Origin of the sequence: Streptomyces auratus (genome assembly GCF_050433025.1) — a bacterium.
Classification (GTDB): Bacteria; Actinomycetota; Actinomycetes; order Streptomycetales; family Streptomycetaceae; genus Streptomyces; species Streptomyces sioyaensis.
The window spans coordinates 2548080-2569102 of the sequence record NZ_JBNGCB010000003.1 but is presented as its reverse complement, the minus strand read 5'-3'; the positions used below and the strand labels follow the sequence as shown (position 1 = coordinate 2569102).

Below are 21023 nucleotides of genomic sequence, written 5' to 3'. Positions count from 1 at the left end.
CCGCGTCCCCGCCGCCCTGCACAGGGCTTCTTGCGGCCGCAGGAGGTCAGGGTTGCGCAAAGAGATCAGGGTTGCGCAAAGACGTCCTCAAGGAGATCGGCGAGCAGCACCGCGCCGGACCCTTCGGGGTCGCGGTCCGGGTCGTAGATCGTGACGTTGACGCCGGCGCAGCGCGGCGAGGCGGCCAACGGGCCGAGCAGCGCGCGGAGTTCGTCCGGGATCAGGCCGGCTGCCCCCGCCCGGTGATCCGGGCGCGGGCGGCCGCAGTGATCGTCGCACAGCCCCGCGGAAAAAGGGGAGGCCCCGTCGAATTCACCGACATAGCCTGGCACTTCGGCCCACCGGCGGACAGCGGAACGGAAGACGGCACCCCATGGCGACCCAGCACACCTACCGAGTGATCGTCCGCGGCAAGTGGGACGGCCTGACGGCCCCGGCCCGCGAGAGGCTGCTGGCCGAGGTGGCCGACCACGGGCTGTCGCAGATGCGGTTCACGCCCGAGGGTTCGCTGGCGTACGACGCCGCGCTGCACTCCTTCAGCTACCGCTGCGTCATCGTCTCGGACGCGGCGGACGGCGAGGAGCTGGCGGCCGCGCTGGCCGAGGAGCAGGCGGAGAACGCCCTGCGGGCCGCCGGACTCGGCTGCCGCGAACTGCGCTCCACGGCCACCGACATGGACACCATGAAGATCAACCGCAAGTCGCGGTAGGACCGCCGTCGGCGCCCGGCTCGGTCAGGCGCAGCCGGTTGCCGAAGGGGTCGGTCAGCGTGAGCGTGGTCCCCGTCTCGTCCTCCTCCAGACCGGGCCGCAGATACGGATAGTCCTTACCGGCCAGCTCGGCATGGAGCGCCCGCACCCCGCTCAGCTCGGCGTACACCGTGGAGCCGGGTGTCGCATCGCCGTGGTGCTCGGACAGATGCAGGACGAGGTCACCGCGGGATACCTGGGTGTAGAGCGGCATACCGGCCTCGAAGCGGTGCTCCCAGTCGACCGTGCAGCCAAGGTAGTCGAGGTAGAACTCATGGGCCTTGGCGACGTCGAAGATCCGGAAGACCGGGACGGTGCGGTGGAAGAGGATGTCCATGCCCGGCAGGACATCACACCGGCGTCCCCGGCACCATCTCGGCCGTGATCGCCCAGCGCTCGTGGTCCCGCCAGGCGCCATCGAGGAACAGGAAGTCCGGCGAGAAGCCCTCCAGCCGGAAGCCGGCCCGTTCGACCAGGGCGATCGACAGGTGGTTGGCGGGCTGGACGTTGGCCTCCAGGCGGTGCAGGCCCATCGGCCCGAAGGCGTGGTGCAGCACGAGCCGCAGGCCCTCGCTCATCAGGCCGCGCCCGGAGGCGTGCGCGAAGGCGCCGTAGCCGATCGCCCCGGAGCGGAACGCGCCGTGCACGATGTTGTTGATCGTGAGGTAGCCGGCGATCCGGCCGCTGGTGAGTTCACAGATCAAGAACCCCTCGCGCAGCGGCTCCTGAAGCCGGAGCAGATAGGCGTCGTAGGCGGCGTCCGTGGCCGGCGGCGCGAGCCAGGGGTGGTGCAGCTCCGCGCTCTCGCGCGCCCGCGCGGTGAACTCGTCCCGGTCGGCGGCGGAGAAGTGCCGGATGCCCACCCGCCGGCCGCGCGCGAGATAGCGGTCGTTGGTCGTCATCGGCAGATCGTACGGAGGGGTGGCGCCGGCGGGCCAGCCCATTGCGCGGGTGTCCGCGTAGCGCACCGGCGGGACCTCAGCGCCATACCGGCGCATCGGTGCCGCAGCGGCCGGGCGGGGTCGCCCAGGTGGCCGGTGCGCCGTCGATGGAGACCGGCGGGAGGGCTGGCGCAGGCGGCCGACGGGGCTGTCGGTCTCGCGGATGTAGGGCCGGGGGTGGGGCACGCGCCCGCGTCACCCCCGCGCGGCCTCCCGCTCCCCCGCGCTCGGTGCGGCGAGCGCCAGCCGGCGGTGGGTGCGGCGCAGCATCGTGCGGGCCATGAAGGGGTGCACCCGGCGGACGAGGGCGAAGTAGAGCCGGCCGGCCGGGTGGTGGAGGCGGACGACGGTGCCGAGCGTGACCCGGCCGTCGGCCACCAGGACCGACGCCCGGAAGTCCAGGTGGCCGGCGTCCTCGCCGAGCAGGATCTCGCCGCCGGCGCGGCCGACGACCGGAAAGGACGCCCCGCGCAGCACGCCCTCCCAGGCCTCCGGTTCCGTCGGCATACCGGGCAGCAGCTCCATCTGCCAGGCGTCCTGGAAGTCGGTGCGCGGAAAGGCGCGCTGCGCCAGCTGGGCGGCGGCGGGGAGCGGGACGGCCCGGGGCCGCTCCCAGAGCAGACGGTGGAACAGCCGGACCCGGAGCCGCCGGCGGGCCGGGGGCACGGCCCGGCCGGTGGCGGCCCGTTCGAGGTTGTCGAAGAGCTCCGCCACGACGGTGCGGTGCACGGCGCGGACCGCCAGGGTCCACTTCAGCCTCTCGCCCAGCGGGAGCCGGCTCTCCAGGACGTGTTCCACCCGGCAGCTGTCGGGGCCCTCGGGCCGCACGGTGACCTCGTGCCAGCCGGTGGATCCGCCGGTGAAGTCGAAGCGGATGCGGCGGCCCGGCTCGTATGCGGCGACGCGGTAGCGGACGAAGCCGTGCCCGCCGTCGGCGCCGACGCCCAGCGGACGGTCGAAGCGCATCGGCGGCCAGACCGGCGCGGGGAACAGCGGATCGCGGTCGCCGCCGAGGCGGTCGAGCAGGGCGCCGACGGTCCGGGCCGGGGCGGCAACGGTGCGGGCGGCGGTATCGCGGACGGGACGCACGGGGCACCTCCATACGGTGGCGTATGTTCGACCATACGGTACCGTACGGAGATGGCACCACGGCGAGCGAAGGCATCCGGCGGCAGCGGCACCCGGCAGCGGCTGACCGTCGAGGACTGGGCCGACGCGGCCCTGACGGCCATGGGCGAGGGCGGCCTCGCCGCGGTGGCCGTGGAGCCGCTGGCCGCCCGGCTGGGCACCACCAAGGGCAGCTTCTACTGGCACTTCGCCAACCGGGACGCGCTCATCGAGGCCGCACTGCGGCGCTGGGAAGAGACCGGCACGGAAGCCGTGATCACCGAGGTGGCGGCCGAGCCAGACCCGGGCAGGCGGCTGCACCTGCTGCTCCTGCGGGCCACCCACCAGGCCGCCGCGGATCCGCTGGAGGTCTCGCTGCTGGCGAGTGCGGCGGATCCCCGGGTGGCCGCCGCGCTCGCCCGGGTGACCGGCCGGCGCATCGGCTATGTCACCGCGCTCTTCGTGGAGCTCGGCTTCCCCGAGGACGAGGCGCACCACCGCGGGCTGCTCGCCTACACCGCCTACCTCGGGCACACCCAGCTCGGGCACGCCGTCCCGCGGAGCCTGCCGGAGGGTGCGGCGCGCGACCGCTATCTGGACGGCGTGATCGAGACCCTCGTACGGCCGCCACGGGCGAGCGGCGAGACCGAACATGACCGATCCTGAACGAGGTTGGCCGATCTACGCGTAGACATGCCCGGTATCTGAGGCATGAGGTGAGATCGGCGCGGCCAACACGGCGCGCTTCCGCATTGGCAGCTCACATGCGAGCGGGCCGAACCGCTCGTACGGGGAGGAATTCGTGACCGAAGCCATCGCGTACTTCCAGGACCGCACCTGTCCTTACCACCCGCCGGCCACCTATCAGCCGCTGCGCGACGCCGGCCCGCTGACCCATGTCACCTTCTACGACGGCCGCAGGGTGTGGGCGGTGACCGGCCATGCCCAGGCGCGGGCGCTGCTGAGCGACCAGCGGCTGTCCTCCGACCGGCAGAACCCGGCCTTCCCGGCCCCGTTCGCGCGCTTCGCGGCGATCCGCCAGGTCAGGGCACCGCTGGTCGGAGTCGACGACCCGGAGCACAACACCCAGCGCCGGATGCTGATCCCCAGCTTCAGCGTCAAGCGGATCGCCGCGCTGCGGCCGGAGATCCAGCAGATCGTCGACGGGCTGCTCGACCGGATGCTGGCGCAGGGGCCGCCCGCCGAGCTGGTCTCCGCCTTCGCGCTGCCGGTCCCCTCGATGGTGATCTGCTCGCTGCTCGGCGTCCCGTACGCCGACCACGAGTTCTTCGAGGGGCAGTCCCGCCGGATCCTGCAAGGCCGGACGGTCGAGGAGGCGGAGGACGCCCGGACGAGGCTGGAGGAGTACTTCGACGAACTGATCACCCACAAGGAGAAGAACCCGGGCGAGGGCCTGCTGGACGAGCTGATCCAGGATCAGCTGCGGGCCGGCGCCCTGAACCGCGTGGACCTGGTCCGGCTCGCCATGATCCTGCTGGTGGCCGGCCATGAGACCACCGCCAACATGATCTCGCTCGGCACCTTCACCCTACTGGAGCACCCCGAACAGCTGGCACAGCTGAAGGCCCGGGAGGACCTGATGCCGGCCGCCGTCGAGGAGCTGCTGCGGTTCCTGTCCATCGCGGACGGCGTGCTGCGGGTGGCGACGGCGGACATCGAGATCGGCGGTCAGGTCATCCGCGCCGACGACGGCGTGCTCTTCCCCACCTCGCTGATCAACCGGGACGGCAGTGCCTATCCGGCCCCGGACGAGCTGGACCTCGGCCGGTCCGCCCGCCACCACGTGGCGTTCGGGTTCGGCATCCACCAGTGCCTGGGGCAGAACCTCGCCCGGGCGGAAATGGAGATCGCGCTGCGCTCGCTGTTCACCAGGATCCCGGATCTGCGACTCGCCGTGCCGGCTGCCGAGATCCCCTTCAAGGCGGGGGACACTCTGCAAGGAATGATCGAACTGCCGCTGGCCTGGTAACGCCGTGCCGGCAGCCGAACGAAGGGGTTCCGGAATGCGGATCACGATCAACAACAGCTGTATCGGTGCCGGCCAGTGCGCGCTGACCGCGCCCGGCGTGTTCACCCAGGACGACGACGGTTACAGCGAGCTGCTGCCCGGCCGTGAGGACGGCGCGGGCGACCCGCTGGTGCGGGAGGCCGCCCGCGCCTGCCCCGTGCAGGCCATTACGGTCACGGACGACTGAGCCGACGCCCTCGCGGACGACACGGCTGACGCGCGCGGTCCCCGGCCGGCACCGGCCCCCGCGACGCGCCCCACACGCTCCGCGCTCCCTCTTGTCCCTACGGCATCGACCCATCCGCTACGGCAACATCCCTCGGGTGACGGGCAGTTCGAGGACCCCGGTGTCCTTCGGCGCAGCGCTGACCGTCACCGGCTCCACCCCGCGATTGCCCGCATAGGCATCGTCGCTCGCGGCGATGACCAGGCGCAGTCGGTGCCCCGGCCCGAAGCGGTGCACGATGCCCGGCAGTTCCATGGTGAACCTCCGGCGCACATCGGCCACCCGGGCCGGGGCCACCAAGCGGTGCAGCAGCGTCGTCCCGCCGTCCGGCGCGACGTCGTAGAGCTTGGCGAACAGCACCAGCCGGTCGGCCGCGTCCGCGGAGCTCTGCCGGCGCGCCGCCGCCGGCGCCACGACCCGCAGCGTCAACACGGGCGCACCCACCACCTCCAGCGGCCCGCCCGTCACCGGCTTCGACGTCCAGTCCAGAAAGGTGCCGCGGGCGTCGTACGGCGGCACGTCCGGCACACCGAGCAGCCCGGCCAGGGAGCTCTCCGAATGGCTGGTGGGCATCCGCAGGTTGCGGTACTCCCGGTCGCCGCGCACCACCTCGCCGCGGCGGCCGACGAGCCGGCCGTCCCCGGAGAGGTACAGCCGCCGGCCGGCACCGGCCGGAAAGGCGGGCGCGGTGCCGTAGGCGGGCCCGTCGCCCGCCCAGTCCCGGTGGTACGCGAACGCCGGGCCGGTGGCGGCCGCCCTACGGTGGTGCACATACCGGTCGAACCACGCCAGGATCCGCCGCCCGACATAGCTGGTGTCCAGATTCCCCCGGGCGAGGTCGAGTTCCCCGTCCGCCGGCTTGCGCATCCCGCCGCTGTGGCCCCAGGCCTGCCAGATCATCCCGGCCGGGGTGCCCCGGTCGCGCAGGGTCCGGTAGGTGGCGGCGGCCTCGTTGAGGTTGAACAGGGTGTCGGCCTGGCCCTGGACCAGCAGTGTCGGCGCCCTGACCGACGCCAGGTACGAGACCGGGGAGACGCTGCGCGCATAGCGGAGCACGGCCCGGGTCCGCCCGGCCGGGTATCTGCCGGAGTCCAGCAGCCGCTTGGTCTCACAGGCCCGCGCGACGAAGTGCAGACAGCCGGCGCCGCCGGTCCGCGACGGGTCGAGGTCGGGATGGAGCAGCCCCTGCGCCTCGCCGATCAGAAAGAACCCGTTCGTCCACTGCCACTTGTACGCACCGGGCAGCCCTCCGCCGCGCCCCTGGCTGCGGCCCGCGGCGTTGGGCGCGAGGGAGTAGGACAGGTCGTGCCAGGTGATGAGCGGGACCAGCGCATCGACGCGGTGGTCGACGGCGGCGGTGGCGAGCTGGAGGGCCCCGCCGTAGGACGCCCCGATCATGCCGACCCGCGGATCGCCGGGGCCGTCCTGGGAGACGTAGTCGAGCCGGGTCCCGTTGTCGGCCGTACGGGTGCCGGCCAGCAGATCCACCAGCCCGCTCGCGGCCCGGCCGTCGATCCCGGGGTCGTCGAGGGAGATCGGGCAGCCGGACTTGCCGAAGCCGAGGCCGGAGTACGCCAGCGTCACATAGCCGCGGGCGGCGAGGGCCTTGGCCGGGCCGCCGGTCGAGCCGTCGGCCTTGCTGCCGCCGAAGCCGTTGGTGGTCAGCACGGCGGGCGCCGGGTGGGCGGCGTCGACACCGGCCGGGCGGTAGACGTCCGTGTCCAGGGTGCAGCTGCGGTCGCCGGCCCGGACGGTGACCTTGAGCGCGGTGACGGTGTACGGGCCGGCGGCGGCCACGGGGGCGGGCGGGGACAGCGCGAACGGCACGACGAGCGCGGCGCCGGCCAGCAGGGCGAGGGACGGGCGGCGCACGGGGCGGGACACCGCTCGGGACACGCTGGGCACCTGGACCTCCCCACACCGCCGTCGGCCGGTCGGCGGCGGCGCGCTCATGCTGGGACACCGCCGACGGCGATGCAAGGCGCCCGGCACGCGTTGCCGTTAGGACGTCAGTTCAGCGCCACCCCGGCCATGGCTCACGCCATCTGCCCTGGTCGGGGCGGTGCTGACGAGGCATCGGCCGGGGCGTCACACCGTCGCCGTGGTCTGCAGGACGAGCGTGCCGGCCGTCGCGTCCAGCTCGGCGGGGACGCCCAGCGGCACGGTCAGCGCCGTGTCCCCGTGCCCGAAGCCGCACTCCTCGGCCACCGGCACCCCGAGCCCGCCCAGCCGGTCCAGCAGTACCTCCCGCACCCGGTCGTAGGGGCCGCAGCGGGCCCAGGAGCCGAGGGCGATGCCGGCCACGCCGTCCAGCCAGCCGGCCCGCAGGAGTTGGGTGAGCGCCCGGTCGATGCGGTACGGCGGCTCCCCCACGTCCTCCAGCAGCAACAGGCCGCCCGCCGCGTCGGGCCTGGCCCGCGGCGCGCCCAGTTCGGTGGCGAGCATGGTCAGACAGCCGCCGAGGGTGACCCCGCGGGCCCGCCCCGGCACCAGCGGCCGGGCGGACGGCGCGGCCAGGGTACGGACGGTCTCCGGCGCGAAGAGCGTGCGCCACAGGTGCGCGCGGGTGGCGTCGTCCTTCAGGAAGACCTCGCCGGCGACGGCCGGACCGTGCAGCGTGGCCACCCCGGCGCGCACCGCGAACGCCTCGTGCAGCACCGTCACATCGCTGAAGCCGATCAGCGGCTTGGGTGCCGCGGCCCGGAGGGCGTCCCAGTCCAGCAGGTCGACCATCCGCTGGGCGCCGTAGCCGCCGCGCGCCGCGAACACCGCCTTGACGGACGGATCGCACCAGGCCGCCTGGAGGTCGTGGGCCCGCTCCTCGTCGGTGGCGGCGAGGTAGCCCAGGGTGGCGTGGGTGCCGCGGACATGGGGTGCGGGCACCGGGTCGAGGTCCCAGCCGCGGAGCACGTCCAGCCCGCGGTCCAGCCGCTCCGGCACGAGCGGGCCGCTGGGCGCCACCACCGCCACCCGGTCGCCGGGCCGCAGCCGCGGCGGCCGGACCGCCGGCGCCGCCGTCATCCGCGCAGCTCCAGCGCCGGGACATCGTTGCGGGTGAGGCCGAAGGTCTGGGCGTAGAGGGCGAGTTCGGCCTCCACGGCGCGCACCATGGTCTCGGCGCGGCGGAAGCCGTGGCCCTCCCCGGCGAACGGCAGATAGGCGTGCGGCACCCCGCGCCCGGCGACCGCGGCGAGGAACCGCTCGCACTGTGCGGGCGGGCAGATCACATCGTCCAGGCCCTGGAGCAGCAGGAACGGCGCGGCGATACGGTCCGCGCGGTGCAGCGGCGAGCGCTCGCGGTAGCGGTCGGGCACCTCGGCGAACGGCCCGATGAGCGACTCCAGATACTGCGACTCGAAGTCATGGGTCCCGCCGGTCGCCCAGCCGGTCAGGTCCAGGACCGGATAGCTGATGGTGCCGCAGGCGTAGAGGTCGGTGCTGGTCAGCGAGGCGGCGGCGGTCCAGCCGCCGGCGCTGCCGCCGCGGATGGCCAGCCGGGCGCGGTCGGCGCTGCCCTCGTCGGCCAGCGCGCGGGCGACGGCCGCACAGTCCTCGACATCGACCACGCCCCAGCGGCCGCGCAGCCGCTCGCGGTACTCCCGGCCGTAGCCGGTCGAGCCGCCGTAGTTGACCTCGGCGACGCCGATGCCCCGGGAGGTGAAGTAGGCGATCTCCAGGTCGAGCACGAGCGGGGCACGGCCGGTGGGGCCGCCGTGTGCCCACACCACGTAGGGCGGAAGTTCGCCGTCCGGGGCGACGTGGTCGGGGTTGTGCGGCGGATGGATGTGCGCGTGGATGTCCCGGCCCTCGGGTCCGGTGAACGTACGGCTCCGCGGCCGGGGGTGGTAGGCGGGGTCCAGCACATCGACGTGCCGGCAGGCCAGCACCCGGGCGTGGCCGGTGCGGGTGTCCAGCTCGACGAGCTCGTACGAGCTGTGCGGGCCGGCGGCGATCCCCAGCACGCGGCTGCCGTGCACCGCGAGGGTGGGCGTCCATTCCGTCCACGGGCCGGCCGCGTCGACGAGTTCACCGGTCACCGGATCGAGGATGCCCAGGGCGGCGGAGCCGCGGCCGTGGATCACCGCGAGGGTGCCGTCGTCCAGGGGCAGGAACCAGCGCTGCCCGACGTTCCACAGCGGGCCGCCGAACTCCTCCTGCCGGGCGGGGCACAGCGCCCGGCTCGCCACCACGCCGTCGGCCGGCGCGTCGGGGTCGATGCGCTGGAGTTCCCACCAGCCGCTGAGGTCCGAGACGAAGAGCAGCGAACCGTCGGCCGCCCACTCGACCTGCGCGACGGACTCACCGTCCGCGCCGCCCCCGGGCGCGGCGGACCCGAGGTCACCGACGAGGGGCCGGACGTCCTCGAAGGTGCCCTCCGCGGTGATCCGGGCCACCATGGCCAGGGTGCCGTCCCAGGGCATCCGGGGGTGGTCCCAGGCGATCCAGGCGGCCCGCCGGCCGTCGGGGGAGAGCCGCGGACCGGTCACGAAACGGTGCCGGTCATCGCTCAACTCCCTTACGCGGCTGCGGTCTTCGGCCGCCGAGCCGTCGAGCGGTACGGCGGCGAGCACCCTGCGCACCTCGGTCGGCCCCTCGCCCGTGAACTCCTCCAGGACGCACCACACCTCGCCGAGGTCGCAGCGCAGCACCGGATCGACCCAGCGCAGTCCGCCGCCGACCGCGGAGCGCGGGGTGAGCGGGCGCGGGGCGGGGTCGCCGTCCGGTGTGCAGGCGTACAGCCGCTGGTCGTCGAAGTTGCTGAAGACGATCAGCGGTCCCTGTGCGGTGTCCGTACCGGCCCAGGGCTGGCCGCCGTACTCCAGCACCCGGCTGCGGACGTTCCAGGGCGCCGGCAGCACCGATTCCCCGGCCCCGTCCGGCCCCGGGCGCACCAGCGTCCGCCGGCCGCCCTCGGCGGGCCGCGGCTCCGTCCACCACACCTCGTCGCCGACCATGCCGACGAAGGCCGGCCGGCCGTCGTGCGCGGCGACCGTCCGGGCGTCCACCGGGGACGTCCAGGCGCCGTACGGAGCCGTCGTCACCATGCTGTTGTTCCTCTCCACGGTCGGGCAGGGCACCGGCCGGTCAGACCGTGCGCAGGAAGTGATCGAGCACCCGGACGCCGAAGTGCAGCCCCTCGACCGGTACCCGCTCGTCCACGCCGTGGAAGAGCGCCTGGTAGTCGAAGCCCTCGGGCAGTTTCAGCGGCGAGAAACCATAGCCGGTGATACCCAGCCGGGAGAACTGCTTGGCGTCCGTGCCCCCGGACATGCAGTACGGCACGACATGGCCGTCGGGGTCGAAGCGCTCGATCGCGGCCCGCATCGCGGCAAAGGCCGGCGAGTCGACGGAGGCCTGCAGCGCGACCTCGCGGTGGTGGTACTCCCAGTCGACGCCCGGCCCGGTCAGCTCGTCCATGGTGGTCTCGAACTCCGCCTCGCCGCCGGGGACCACCCGGCCGTCGACATACCCCACGGCGGACCCCGGGATCACATTGACCTTGTAACCGGCCGTCAGCATCGTCGGGTTGGCGCTGTTGCGGACCGTCGGCTCGACGAGCCCGGCGGCCGGGCCGAGCGCGCCGAGCAGGGTGTCGACGTCCAGGCCGGCCGCCTCGGTCTCGGTGTCGACGCCGTACAGCGCGGCGAGTTCCCGCAGCGCGGCCCGTACGGTCGGGGTGAGCCGGACGGGCCACTGGTGCGCACCGATCCGGGTCACGGCCGCGGCCAGCCGGCTGACGGCGTTCTCGCGGTTGACCTTCGAGCCGTGTCCCGCCCGGCCGTGGGCGGTCAGCTTCAGCCAGGCCGTGCCGCGCTCCCCCGCCGCGACCGGATACAGCTGTATGCCGCCGCCCGCGTGGAAGGTGAAGGCCCCGGATTCGCTGATGCCTTCGGTGCAGCCCTCGAAGAGCCCGGGATGCCGGTCGGCGAGGAAGCCCGAGCCGTCCTCGGCGCTGGCCTCCTCGTCGGCGGTGAAGGCCAGCACGATGTCCCGCCGCGGCCGCACGCCGCTGCGGGCCCAGCGGCGGACCACGGCGAGCGCCATCGCGTTCATGTTCTTCATGTCGATGGCGCCGCGGCCCCAGACCACACCGTCGCGGACCTCCCCGGAGAAGGGGTGCACCTGCCAGTCGGCGGGCTCGGCGGGCACCACGTCGAGATGGCCGTGCACCAGCAGGGCGTCGGCCGCGGGGTCGGTGCCCTCGATCCGGGCGACCACGTTCGTCCGGCCCGGGCTGCGCTCCAGCAAGGTCGGCGTCAGCCCGGCACCGGCCAGCCGCTCGGCGGCGTACTCGGCGGCCGGCCGCTCCCGGCAGGTGCCGTCACCGGCGTTGCTGGTGTCGATCCGGATCAGCTCGGAGGTGAACTCGACGACCTCGTCGAGCGCCCGCATGTCCACACCGGAGCCGTGGCCGGCGGCCGGCTCCCCGGCTCTTTCCCGCTCAGCCATACTGCTCCTCCACTGCGGACGACACGACGGTGGTGACCGCCTTGAAGCACCGGATGGCCTCGTACATGTCCTGACCGGTATACGCGACCCGGCGCTCCCCGCTGCGCTCGACGCCGGGCACGCAGGTCGCCGCGCCCACCAGATGCTCGGCGTCGAATTCCAGCTCGAAGCGGAACGGCCCGCCGCGCACCGGTTCATGACGTACCGCCAGCGCGGCGCCCTTTTCGGCCGCGGCCCGGATGTCGGCCGCGGTACGGGCCGGTGGCCGGCAGACCGCCGCATAGCGCGACACATAGTCCTTGACCGCCACCGAGGGCGCCCGCGGGGCGTACCCCAGCGCGTCTTGGCAGGTGCGGTCGTCGCCGGTGACCAGCACCACCGGTACGCCGTACTCGGCGACCACGAGGGAGTTCAGATGGCCTTCGCTGGCGCGGGTGCCGTCGACCCAGACGCCGGTGAGGGTGTTGGCGAGGTAGGTGTGCGCGAGGACGCCCTCGGTGCCGGCCCCGGTGTGGTAGCCGACGAAGGCGATCCCGTCGACATCGCCGTGCTGCACCCCTTCGACCATGCTCAGCGACTTGTGCCGGCCGGTGAGCATCTCGGCGCGCCCGTCGAGCTGTTCCAGCAGCAGGTTGCGCATCGTCCAGTGCGCCTCGTTGACGAGGACCTCGTCGGCCCCGCCGGCGAAGAAGCCGGCGATCGCCGCGTTGACGTCGGAGGTGAACATGGCGCGGCAGCGCTCCCACTGGGGCGTACCGGGCAGCACATCGGCGGGCCAGGTCACGCCGGTGGCGCCCTCCATGTCCGCGGAGATGAGGATCTTCACAGTCACCAGTCCTATCGCAGCCACGAGTCGGTCCGCACGATCCCCCACAGTGTCGAAGCCGCCGAACGGATTGGCCAGTCCCGCCTGGGCCGTTGGGGGTGACGCCCCGTCCAGTGCCGTCCGCAAACGGCCCGTTGACCACTCAGCGTGATCCCGGCGTAGCGGAAGAAGGGATTCCTGAGGGGCGGATGGGGCGGTACGCTCGTGTCGCGCCGCATCTCAAACAGTTTCTGTCGCAAAGCGCAAGGACTTCAGACGGAATCCGAAAGGACTTCTGAACGAGTCCTGTCAACTGCCGACGGCACGTGCCAGGTGGGGTAGAAAATTGCCGGACCAGCTTTCCATGCGATGAGACAGAGGCAGAATGGTGAGCGAAGTACTGAACGGCGCCCGGTTACCGCAGTGCGGTGACGGACGAGCCGACAGCGAAGAAGACCAACTCGCGATCCTGACCGAACTGATCGCGCAAACTCTTTGCGATCGCAATCCAGGCTTCAAGGAAGTCCTGGAACGCGGCGGTCACCAACAGGTCACCCAACTGATCGAAAACGTGCTCCGGAGCGGCAACCCCCTGCCCGACAAGGTGCGTGCGGTCATGCTGCGCAGCGACACGGACATCCACCTCGTGGCGTCCGCGCTCGGCGACTGCCTCGTCAGTGCGCCGGGCGAGGCACCGGGCCTGCTGATCCCCGCCTCCCTCGCCGACGGCAAGGAGGGCCGGGCCAGGCTGAAGGGCGTGCTGCGCCACCGCGCGGCCGTCGTCGGTCATGCGGTGTCGCCGCACGAGGCCACCGCCTCCGTGCGCGCCGCGTCCCGGCTGCTGGATCTGGCGTCCTGTTACGACGGACCGGACGCCGGCGTGGTGTTCGTCGACGACCACCTCTCCTCCCTGCTGCTCCTCCAGGACGAGTCCTTGACCCACACGCTGATAGCCCGCCGGCTCAGCCCGCTCGCCGGGCTGACGCCGGAGCGCTGCGAGCGTTTGGAGGCGACCCTGCTGGCCTGGCTCAGCGGCATGGGGGCCCCGGAGGTGGCCAAGGCGCTCAGCATCCACCCGCAGACGGTGCGCTACCGGATGCGCCAGCTGGAGAAGCTGTTCGGCGCCCGCCTCCGCGACCCGCGCACCCGCTTCGAGATCGAGATGGCCCTCCGCAGCCGCCAGCTGATCGCCGGGGCACGCCGCCGCCGCGCGGCCGTCAACCGCCGCCGCCCACGCGCGGCCGTCCCCCGGCCCCGCACCCCGCTGCCACGCCCCTAGGAGCACCCCCGCCGCCACCCCCCTGATTTGGCGAATGTCACACCCCGACACCCACGCCGAATACGGACATTTCCGCCCCAATTCCCCGAGGTGTCCGCACCCCCGCCACGTATCGTCACCGTGACCCATGAACCGGGAAGCCGGCCGACGCACGGCTGCCGAGACCCGCAGCCGAGGCGGTCGCGCGAGGTCCGGCCGCCCGAGAACGGGGCCTTCGATACCCAGCGGGACAGGACCACCTTTCATGCACGGATCACGCATATCGACCTGCACACGGCGCGGGCTGGCCGCGGTCGTGGCGGCCGGATCGCTGCTCACGGTGCTCACCTCGGCGACCCCGGCCTCGGCCGAGACCGCCAGCGCCCCCGTGGGCGGCTCCAAGGTCGTATGCACGTCGAAGAAGCCGGGCCTGGCGCCGGCGCTGTCCCGGGACCTCGCCGGCGCCCTCGACGGGCGCCAGGGCGCCTCCGCCATGGCGGTCTACGACCGGACCACCAAGACCAGCTGCGAATTCAAGGGCGGCACCCGCTTCGACTCGGCGAGTGTGGTGAAGGTCACCGTGCTCGGCGCCCTGCTGCGGAAGGCCGAGGAGGCGCACCGCAAGCTGACGCCGCACGAGGTGGACCTGACCACCGACATGATCACCAAGTCGGACAACGACGCCACCACCGCGCTCTGGCACCGGGTGCGCCCCGCCGGCGTCCAGCACTTCCTGTCGCTGGCCGCCATGCGGGACACCGTCCCGGGCAAGGGCGGGGCCTGGGGCCTCACCCAGATCACCGCCCACGACCAGCTGACGCTGATGCGGCTGCTCACCACGGACACCCCGGTGCTCACCGAGCACTCCCGGGGCTATGCGCTCGATCTGATGCACCGGGTCGTCCCCGAGCAGCGGTGGGGGGCGCCCGCCGGCGCCCCGGCCGGAGCGGCCGTGCACGTCAAGAACGGCTGGCTGCCGCGCGACAAGGGCGGCTGGCGGGTGAACAGCGTCGGCGCCTTCACCGGCAGCAGCCACGACTACGGCATGGCCGTCCTCTCCACCGGCAGCCACACCATGGACTACGGGGTCGACACCATCGAGCACGCCGCCCGGGTCGTCCACCGCGACCTCGCGCGCTGACCGCACGGACCGGACCCGGTGCGGGCACGGCCGCCGCATCAGGCCGGGTCCGGCACCGTGCGGTACGACTTAGCACCCCCCAGGGTGACCGGGTCCCCGATCGGCCCCGGCAGGGGCACGGCCGCCGATATCAACGCCACATGATCGAGGCAGTGCACACGACGGGCCACGAACCGTCCTCCCCGTCCATTCCCCGCCCCACGCCCCCTCCCGACGCGGACGCGGCGCCACGGCGCGTCGAGGCGGACCTCACGGGCGTTCCCGAGACGGCGCTGTGGACGCTCCAGCACCGCGCCGCCGAGGCCGCCCGCCCGGACACGGTGCTGCCCGATCCGCGCGCCGTCCAGCTCATGGCCGAGCTCGAATTCCCCTTCCTGGAGCGGCTGGGCGCCACCCGGCCCTGGCTCGCGCAGGCCATCGCGCTGCGCGCCCTCGCCTTCGACGGGGTGGTCCGCGAGTTCCTCGCCGCCCATCCGGACGGCACCGTGGTCGCGCTCGGCGAGGGCCTGGAGACCCAGTTCTGGCGGGTGGACAACGGCCGGGCCCGCTGGGTCACCGTCGACCTCCCCGATCCGCTGGCGCTGCGCAGACGCGTGCTGCCGCACGGCTCCCGGCAGCACCTCGTCGCCTGCGACGCGCGCGACAGCCGGTGGACGGCGCAGATCGATGCCGCACGCGGGGTGCTGGTGACCGCGCAGGGCCTGCTGATGTACCTGCAGCCGGCGCAGGCGACCCGGCTGATCGGCGTCTGCGCCGAGGCGTTCCCCGGCGGCACCATGGTCTTCGACACCGTCTCGCGGCGGTTCAGCGCCCGTACGCGCAGCGGCACGAGGGGACTCGGCGGCCATCGTCTGCCCCCGATGCCCTGGGGCATGGACGCGGCCGAGCGGCCCGAGCTGCGCACGGCCCATCCGGCCATCGGCGAGGTCTTTGGCATTCCGCTCCCCGCGGGCCGCGGCCTCCTCGGCCGTCTCGCACCCCGGCTCACGGCCCTGCCACTGCTCCGCAACGACTGCCCGCTGCTCACCCGGCTGCGCTTCGACCCGGCCCCCGCCCTCCTGCCCGGCCGGCCGCGACGGCCCTCATGAGCCCGGGGGGAGTACGTGCGGCGGGTACGCCCGACTCGCCCCGGTGCGGCGGCCGGTATGCGCGCCGCGGGCGGACCCGCGCACCGCGCACCCCGGCCGCCGCGACGGGCTCAGTCCTCGTGCCCCAGCTGGAGGTCGCGTTCGGTGCGGCCGCCGCCCGCCACCTGCAGGACGGTGGCCACCGGCGGGTATCCGGCGGCGATGACGGTGTACTCACCGGCCGACAGGTCCACGAAGCGGAACAGCCCGTCGGAGCCGGTGATCGCGGTGTCGACGACATTGCCGGCGGCATCCAGCAGCGTGACCCTGGCGTCCTCGACGGGCCGCCCGCCGCCGGCCCGTACGGTCCCGCGCAGCACCGCGCCGCCGGCCAGCTCGATGTCCTGGCGGGTCTCCCGGGACGCCTGGACCGTCACCGGCAGGGCGGCCGGCCGGAACGCCGGCGCGCTGGACGCCAGGGTGTACTCACCGGCCACCAAGTCCCCGATGACATAGCCGCCTTCGCGCCCGCTGCGGGTGGTGGCGACCACCTCACCGCGGACATCGGTGAGGGTGACCATGGCATCGCGTACGGGAGTGCCGTCGGCGGTGGTGACGGTGCCCGCGAGTCGCCCCGCGCCGCCGAGCACGACGTCCAGCTCGACCGGTCGCTCGCCGACGGTGACGGTGACGGCCTGCGGCTGGTGCCCGCCCGCCGCCGCGATCAGCACATAGGAGCCGGCGCCCGGCGTGCTCAGCGCGTACCGGCCGTCCTCGCCGGTGGCACCGCGGCCGATCTGCCGGCCGGCGACATCGATGAGGGTCAGCGCGGCGCGCGGCACGATGCTGCCGTCGTGGTGCTGGACGGTGCCGCAGACCGGGACGCCGGCCGGGGCGGCGGGCGGCGCGGCGGCGTGCCGGTGCGCACGGGGGTAAGCGGGCCCGGAATCACGGGAGTTGACGGCATCGGTGGCCGTGGCGGTACGTGCCTGCGGTACGGCGGCGGGATCGGCCGGGTCACCGTACGGCGCCTGCGGGGTGGTGGTGGAGGCCTGCGGAGCATGCGGGGCGTGGGACACCAGGGGTTTCTCTTTCAGGAAGAAGGCGAGCACAGGGCCCAGGACGAGGACCGGCACGAGGTAGCAGAAGAGCCCCGGCAGGACGTGCGCCGACGCGGCGGCATAGCTGTCGCGCAGCGGGGCGGGCAGCGCCCGCACCAGGAGCGGGGTGATCGACTCCGGAGCGGGCAGCGGGCCCGGCCGCGGCAGCCGGTCGCCGAGCCGAAGGGCCAGCCGGTCGGCCAAGAGGGTGGCGAAGAGGGCCGCACCGACGCTGCCGCCGAGCTGCCGGACGTAGTGGGTGGTGCGGGTGGCGGTGCCGAGGCCGGCGTGGCGTACGGGGTTCCGCACGGCGCGCACCAGCACCGGCAGGACGCAGCCGAGACCGAGGCCCAGGACGCCCGTCCAGAGGCTGGAGAGCTCGCGCGGGGTGTCATTCGGCAGCCGCGCCAGCAGCCACATCCCCACGGCGGCCACCGCGCAGCCCAGCACCGGGAAGACCCGGCGGTACCCGGTACGGCGGATGAGCCGGCCGGAGACGAGGGAGGCGAGGACGATGCCGCCCGTCGGGGGCAGCATCAGCAGCCCGGACGCGGTGGCGCCGTCGGCACTCCGCAGTAAGGCCGGCAGACAGCCGGCCGCCCCGAAGAGCGCGAGGGCGACGGCGGCTCCGATCAGACCGGTGACGTAGCAGGCCGGGTCGCGGAACCGCCGCAGCGGGAGCAGCGGTTCGGCGGCGAAGTGCTCGACGGCGACGAACAGCAGGGCGGTGCCGAGCGCGCCGGCGCCGAGACCGAGCACGACCCGCGAGTCCCAGGCGTACGCCGTGCCGCCCCACCTGGTCAGCAGGACCAGACAGGTGGCGAAGGCGGCGAGCAGCAGCGCGCCGGCGAGGTCCGGCTTGGCGCGGCGGGCCGTCCGGGGCAGCTTCAGCACGAAGGCGGTCAGCAGCAGTGCCAGCGCACCGAACGGGACGTTGAGGACGAAGCACCAGCGCCAGGAGGCACGGTCGGTGCACAGGCCGCCGATCAGCGGCCCGGCCATCGAGGCGAGCCCGAAGGCCGCGCCGATCAGGCCCAGGGAGCGGCCGCGGGTCCGGGGCCGCACGACCTCGGCGACGAGCGCCTGGACGCCGATCACGATCCCGCCGCCGCCGGCGCCCTGGACGGCCCGGAAGAGGGCGAGTTCGTCCATCGTCCGAGACCAGCCGGCCAGCGCCGAGCCGACGGTGAAGACGAGGAGGGTGAAGAGGAGGGCGGGCTTGCGGCCGAAGACGTCACCGAGCCTGCCGAAGAGGGGCAGTGCGAGGGCGGCGGCGAGGAGGTACGACGTCACCGGCCAGGACATCGTGTCCGGGCCGGGCAGCTCGCCGGCGATCTCCGGGAGCGCGGGGGCGACGACGGTCGGGGCGAGGGCCGCGAGCAGCAGCGCCGGCAGCAGGCCGAGGAGGACCGGGCGGACGCGGCGGGGGCCGGTCGGCACCACCGCGCCGGGGCCGGGGCCGGGGTCGGGACTGAGGCCGGGGCCGCCGGGCCGGTGGTGCACGGCCGGCCGCGCCGGAGCCGCTGTGGTGCCCGCTGCGGGCGGACCGGTCCGCCCGACCCGTTCGCCCAGGGTGGTCCCGCCCACGTGCTGCTCCCCTCGTCACGCCTGTTGCCGCCCAATTTCTCGCATTGGGCGACAACACCGATCAAGCGCGGCGAATGGGTGCGTGCAGGGCGGGAACGGACGTCAAGTGCGGTGCGCGGCGCGCCTCTTGGGCTCCCATCTGGGCTTTCCGCAAGGTGGCGATCCGGCGGGCCGCACACGTCGACTCACCGGAAACCACCCGAACCGGTGAGTGTGACGGCAGGCGCGCGAGGTGACGGCGTGACCGGACCGATCACTTCTCCGTCTCGTGGGCGAGCTTGGCGAGGAGCGCGTCGTAGATCCGGCCGAGCCCCTTGGGCGCGAAGGTCTTCTCGAAGAATCCGCCGATACCGCCGGCGCCCGTCCAGGTGGTGGTGACGACGACCTTGGTGCGCTTCTCGCCGGCCGGGGTGACGACCCAGGTGGTCACCATCGAAGAATTGCGGTCCTTCTCCACGAGCTGGCCCTCGGTCGGCTCGTCGACCTCCAGCAGGCAGTCCCGCACCCGCTTGCTCGTGGCCTGGAGCTTCCAGTGGACGAGGGTGCCCTTGCCGTCGCCGCCCTCGCGGACCTCGTACTCGCTGAAGTGCTCGGGCAGCAGCTTCTGGCGCGTACCGCTGTAGTCGGCGAGCGCGTCGAACACGTCCTCCGGGTCCGCCGCGATCTCGCGCTGCGTCGTGGCCTCGACCTGCCCCATGTGCGTTTCCCTCCGGTAGTTCGGCTGACCGCCCTGCGGTGCACCGCCAAGCCAACCACCCCTGGGTGACCCGCCCAAATCCAGGGTTGACACACAGCATGGGAACGTTTGTTCTATTGTTGCCCCGGGGGGATCGGCAGGATCCAGAAGGAGGCCCGATGCGCTGGGACAATCTCGGCGAAAGCCCGTCCGCCCTGTTCGGTGCGGACGTCGTGAGCCGGACGGTCGACACCCCCGAATTCCGTGGGATCACCTTCCACGAGGTGCGCGCCCGCTCGATCGTGAACCGCGTCCCGGGCGCCTCCCGGATGCCGTTCGAATGGACCGTGAATCCGTACCGCGGCTGCAGCCATGCGTGTGTGTACTGCTTCGCGCGCAAGACGCACAGCTATCTCGACCTGGACACCGGGCAGGGCTTCGACTCCCAGATCGTGGTGAAGGTCAACGCCCCGGCGCTGCTGCGCCGCGAGCTGGCCGCGCGCCGCTGGCGCGGCGACCACATAGCGATGGGCACCAACGTCGACTGCTATCAGCGCGCGGAGGGACGTTACGGCCTGATGCCCGGCATCCTCACGGCGCTGCGCGACCACGCCAACCCCTTCTCCATCCTCACCAAGGGCACGCTGATCCTCCGGGACCTGACGCTGCTCCAGCAGGCCGCCGCGGTCACCGACATCGGTATCTCCGTCTCCGTCGGCTTCCTGGACCGCGAGCTGTGGCGCACGGTCGAGCCCGGCACCCCCGCCCCGGAGCGCCGCCTGGAGGTGGTCCGCACCCTCACCGCGCACGGCATCCCCTGCGGGGTGCTGATGGCGCCGGTGATCCCGTTCCTCGGGGACTCCCCCGAGCAGCTGCGGGCCACGGTGCGCGCCGTCGCGGAGGCCGGCGCCGGCTCCGTGACCCCGCTCGTGCTGCATCTGCGGCCCGGCGCCCGCGAGTGGTTCATGGCATGGCTGGGGCACCACCACCCGCATCTGGTGCGGCGCTACGAGACGATGTACGCGGACGGCGCCTACGCCCCGAAGTGGTACCAGCGCCGGATCACCCGTCAGGTCCATGAACTCGCCGCGGAGTACGGCATCGGCCCCGCCCGCCCCGGCGAGGCCCGCCGGCTCCCGCCACCGGACACCACCCCCGGACCGGCCACAAGCCCCGGCGACGAGGCCTCCCAGCACCCCGCGGAACCGACCCAGTTGACCCTGCTCTGACTCGGAAACCCCCCTTGACGTGCCCCCTAACCTCTCCGGCATGGATGGGACCGAGAGGACTTTCGAGCGCACCCCCGCGCAGCCGCCGCACCCCGTACGGATACGGGAGATGACCGAGGCCGATATCGACGCCGTCTCCGCGGTGCGGGTCCACGGCTGGCAGGCGGCCTACCGCGGGCTGATGCCACAGGCGTACCTGGACGCGATGAGCGTGGCGGCGGACGCCGAGCGGCGGCGGTCGCGGTTCGGGCGCCGGTCCCCGGAGGTGTCGGACCTGGTGGCCGAGCGGGACGCCGAGGTCGTCGGCTGGGCGTGCGTCGGTCCGGCCCGCGATCCCGATATCGCCCCGGGAGCCGGGGAGTTGCCCGCACCCCGGCCGACCGCGGGCGAACTGCTCGCCCTCTACGTGGCCCCCGGCCTGATCGGCACCGGCATCGGACGCGCCCTGATGTCCGCCGGCACCGCCCGCGCCCGGGCGCACGGCTTCCACACGCTGTACCTGTGGGTGGTACGCGGCAACACCCGCGCCCAGCACTTCTACGAGCGGGCCGGTTTCGTACCGGACGGCGCCGAGGAGGCGTACGAGGTGGGCGGCGTCAGCGTCCCGGAGCTGCGCTACCGGCGGTCGCTGGCCCTTGAGGCCGGTTAGGGCCGGGCCT

The 21023-nt window shown here is 73.5% G+C and carries 19 protein-coding genes and 1 pseudogene; 9 read left to right on the top strand and 11 right to left on the bottom strand.

Translation table 11 applies throughout. The features are described from left to right. Positions 1–65: 65 nt before the first annotated feature. Positions 66–227: pseudogene (locus tag BKA18_RS30960) on the bottom strand (arginase family protein); the annotation flags it as partial. Between the two features lie 146 nt (positions 228–373). On the opposite strand from BKA18_RS30960, the gene BKA18_RS30955 reads away from it, so the two are divergent. Further along, the gene (locus BKA18_RS30955) at positions 374–709 is read left to right on the top strand and encodes a DUF6204 family protein (RefSeq protein WP_366044716.1); all 336 of its coding nucleotides are present in this window, start codon (positions 374–376) and stop codon (positions 707–709) included. Here BKA18_RS30955 and BKA18_RS30950 read toward each other — a convergent pair. From BKA18_RS30950 to BKA18_RS30940, 3 genes are all read right to left on the bottom strand, one after another. Next, positions 690–1085, bottom strand: coding sequence for a glyoxalase superfamily protein (locus BKA18_RS30950; RefSeq protein WP_366044717.1), 396 nt, complete (start codon positions 1083–1085; stop codon positions 690–692). The genes BKA18_RS30955 and BKA18_RS30950 overlap by 20 nt on opposite strands. A 13-nt stretch (positions 1086–1098) precedes the next feature. Next, positions 1099–1650: a GNAT family N-acetyltransferase gene (locus tag BKA18_RS30945; protein WP_040899756.1), complete on the bottom strand. Its 552-nt coding sequence runs from the start codon at positions 1648–1650 to the stop codon at positions 1099–1101. Between the two features lie 234 nt (positions 1651–1884). Then, positions 1885–2778 carry a DUF2867 domain-containing protein gene (locus tag BKA18_RS30940; protein ID WP_366044718.1) on the bottom strand — a complete coding sequence of 298 codons (894 nt, stop codon included), beginning with the start codon at positions 2776–2778 and terminating at the stop codon, positions 1885–1887. A 51-nt stretch (positions 2779–2829) separates the two neighbouring features. On the opposite strand from BKA18_RS30940, the gene BKA18_RS30935 reads away from it, so the two are divergent. The 3 genes from BKA18_RS30935 to BKA18_RS30925 all read left to right on the top strand — a co-directional run bounded on the left by BKA18_RS30935 (position 2830) and on the right by BKA18_RS30925 (position 5012). Next, complete coding sequence (locus tag BKA18_RS30935) at positions 2830–3462, top strand: TetR/AcrR family transcriptional regulator (protein ID WP_366044719.1); 633 nt, start codon at positions 2830–2832, stop codon at positions 3460–3462. Positions 3463–3598: 136 nt separating this feature from the next. Then, positions 3599–4786, top strand: coding sequence for a cytochrome P450 (locus BKA18_RS30930; RefSeq protein ID WP_366044720.1), 1188 nt, complete (start codon positions 3599–3601; stop codon positions 4784–4786). 34 nt (positions 4787–4820) lie between these two features. Next, complete coding sequence (locus BKA18_RS30925) at positions 4821–5012, top strand: ferredoxin (protein ID WP_006602133.1); 192 nt, start codon at positions 4821–4823, stop codon at positions 5010–5012. Positions 5013–5129: 117 nt separating this feature from the next. On the opposite strand, the gene BKA18_RS30920 is transcribed toward BKA18_RS30925, so the two are convergent. The 5 genes from BKA18_RS30920 to BKA18_RS30900 form a co-directional block, all read right to left on the bottom strand. Next, positions 5130–6947 (bottom strand): CocE/NonD family hydrolase, encoded by a 1818-nt coding sequence (locus tag BKA18_RS30920; RefSeq protein ID WP_366044721.1) that lies wholly within the window; start codon positions 6945–6947, stop codon positions 5130–5132. A 192-nt stretch (positions 6948–7139) separates the two neighbouring features. Continuing rightward, positions 7140–8072 (bottom strand): S66 peptidase family protein, encoded by a 933-nt coding sequence (locus BKA18_RS30915; protein ID WP_366044722.1) that lies wholly within the window; start codon positions 8070–8072, stop codon positions 7140–7142. Beyond that, the gene (locus tag BKA18_RS30910) at positions 8069–10096 is read right to left on the bottom strand and encodes a prolyl oligopeptidase family serine peptidase (protein ID WP_366044723.1); all 2028 of its coding nucleotides are present in this window, start codon (positions 10094–10096) and stop codon (positions 8069–8071) included. The genes BKA18_RS30915 and BKA18_RS30910 overlap by 4 nt, the downstream gene beginning before the upstream one ends. Positions 10097–10136: 40 nt before the next feature. Continuing rightward, on the bottom strand, positions 10137–11501 hold the full coding sequence (locus BKA18_RS30905; RefSeq protein ID WP_366044724.1) for a M20/M25/M40 family metallo-hydrolase: 1365 nt from the start codon (positions 11499–11501) through the stop codon (positions 10137–10139). Beyond that, positions 11494–12327 (bottom strand): M55 family metallopeptidase, encoded by an 834-nt coding sequence (locus BKA18_RS30900; RefSeq protein ID WP_366044864.1) that lies wholly within the window; start codon positions 12325–12327, stop codon positions 11494–11496. The genes BKA18_RS30905 and BKA18_RS30900 overlap by 8 nt, the downstream gene beginning before the upstream one ends. A 364-nt stretch (positions 12328–12691) precedes the next feature. Here BKA18_RS30900 and BKA18_RS30895 point away from each other — a divergent pair, with 364 nt between their 5' ends. The 3 genes from BKA18_RS30895 (at position 12692) to BKA18_RS30885 (ending at position 15793) form a co-directional block, all read left to right on the top strand. Beyond that, positions 12692–13585 (top strand): helix-turn-helix domain-containing protein, encoded by an 894-nt coding sequence (locus BKA18_RS30895; protein ID WP_366044725.1) that lies wholly within the window; start codon positions 12692–12694, stop codon positions 13583–13585. Positions 13586–13829: 244 nt separating this feature from the next. Next, complete coding sequence (locus BKA18_RS30890; protein ID WP_366044726.1) at positions 13830–14705, top strand: serine hydrolase; 876 nt, start codon at positions 13830–13832, stop codon at positions 14703–14705. Between the two features lie 140 nt (positions 14706–14845). Next, the gene (locus BKA18_RS30885; RefSeq protein WP_366044727.1) at positions 14846–15793 is read left to right on the top strand and encodes a class I SAM-dependent methyltransferase; all 948 of its coding nucleotides are present in this window, start codon (positions 14846–14848) and stop codon (positions 15791–15793) included. A 110-nt stretch (positions 15794–15903) separates the two neighbouring features. Here the strand turns inward: BKA18_RS30885 and BKA18_RS30880 are convergent, their stop codons facing one another. Both BKA18_RS30880 and BKA18_RS30875 read right to left on the bottom strand, forming a co-directional pair. After that, entirely contained in the window at positions 15904–18459 is a 2556-nt protein-coding gene (locus BKA18_RS30880) for an MFS transporter (protein ID WP_366044728.1), read from the bottom strand. A gap of 253 nt (positions 18460–18712) precedes the next feature. Further along, positions 18713–19156: an SRPBCC family protein gene (locus BKA18_RS30875; RefSeq protein WP_006602144.1), complete on the bottom strand. Its 444-nt coding sequence runs from the start codon at positions 19154–19156 to the stop codon at positions 18713–18715. 158 nt (positions 19157–19314) lie between these two features. On the opposite strand from BKA18_RS30875, the gene BKA18_RS30870 reads away from it, so the two are divergent. Continuing rightward, positions 19315–20364 (top strand): Rv2578c family radical SAM protein, encoded by a 1050-nt coding sequence (locus BKA18_RS30870; protein ID WP_366044729.1) that lies wholly within the window; start codon positions 19315–19317, stop codon positions 20362–20364. Positions 20365–20473: 109 nt separating this feature from the next. Then, positions 20474–21013: a GNAT family N-acetyltransferase gene (locus tag BKA18_RS30865; protein ID WP_366044865.1), complete on the top strand. Its 540-nt coding sequence runs from the start codon at positions 20474–20476 to the stop codon at positions 21011–21013. Positions 21014–21023 lie beyond the last annotated feature (10 nt).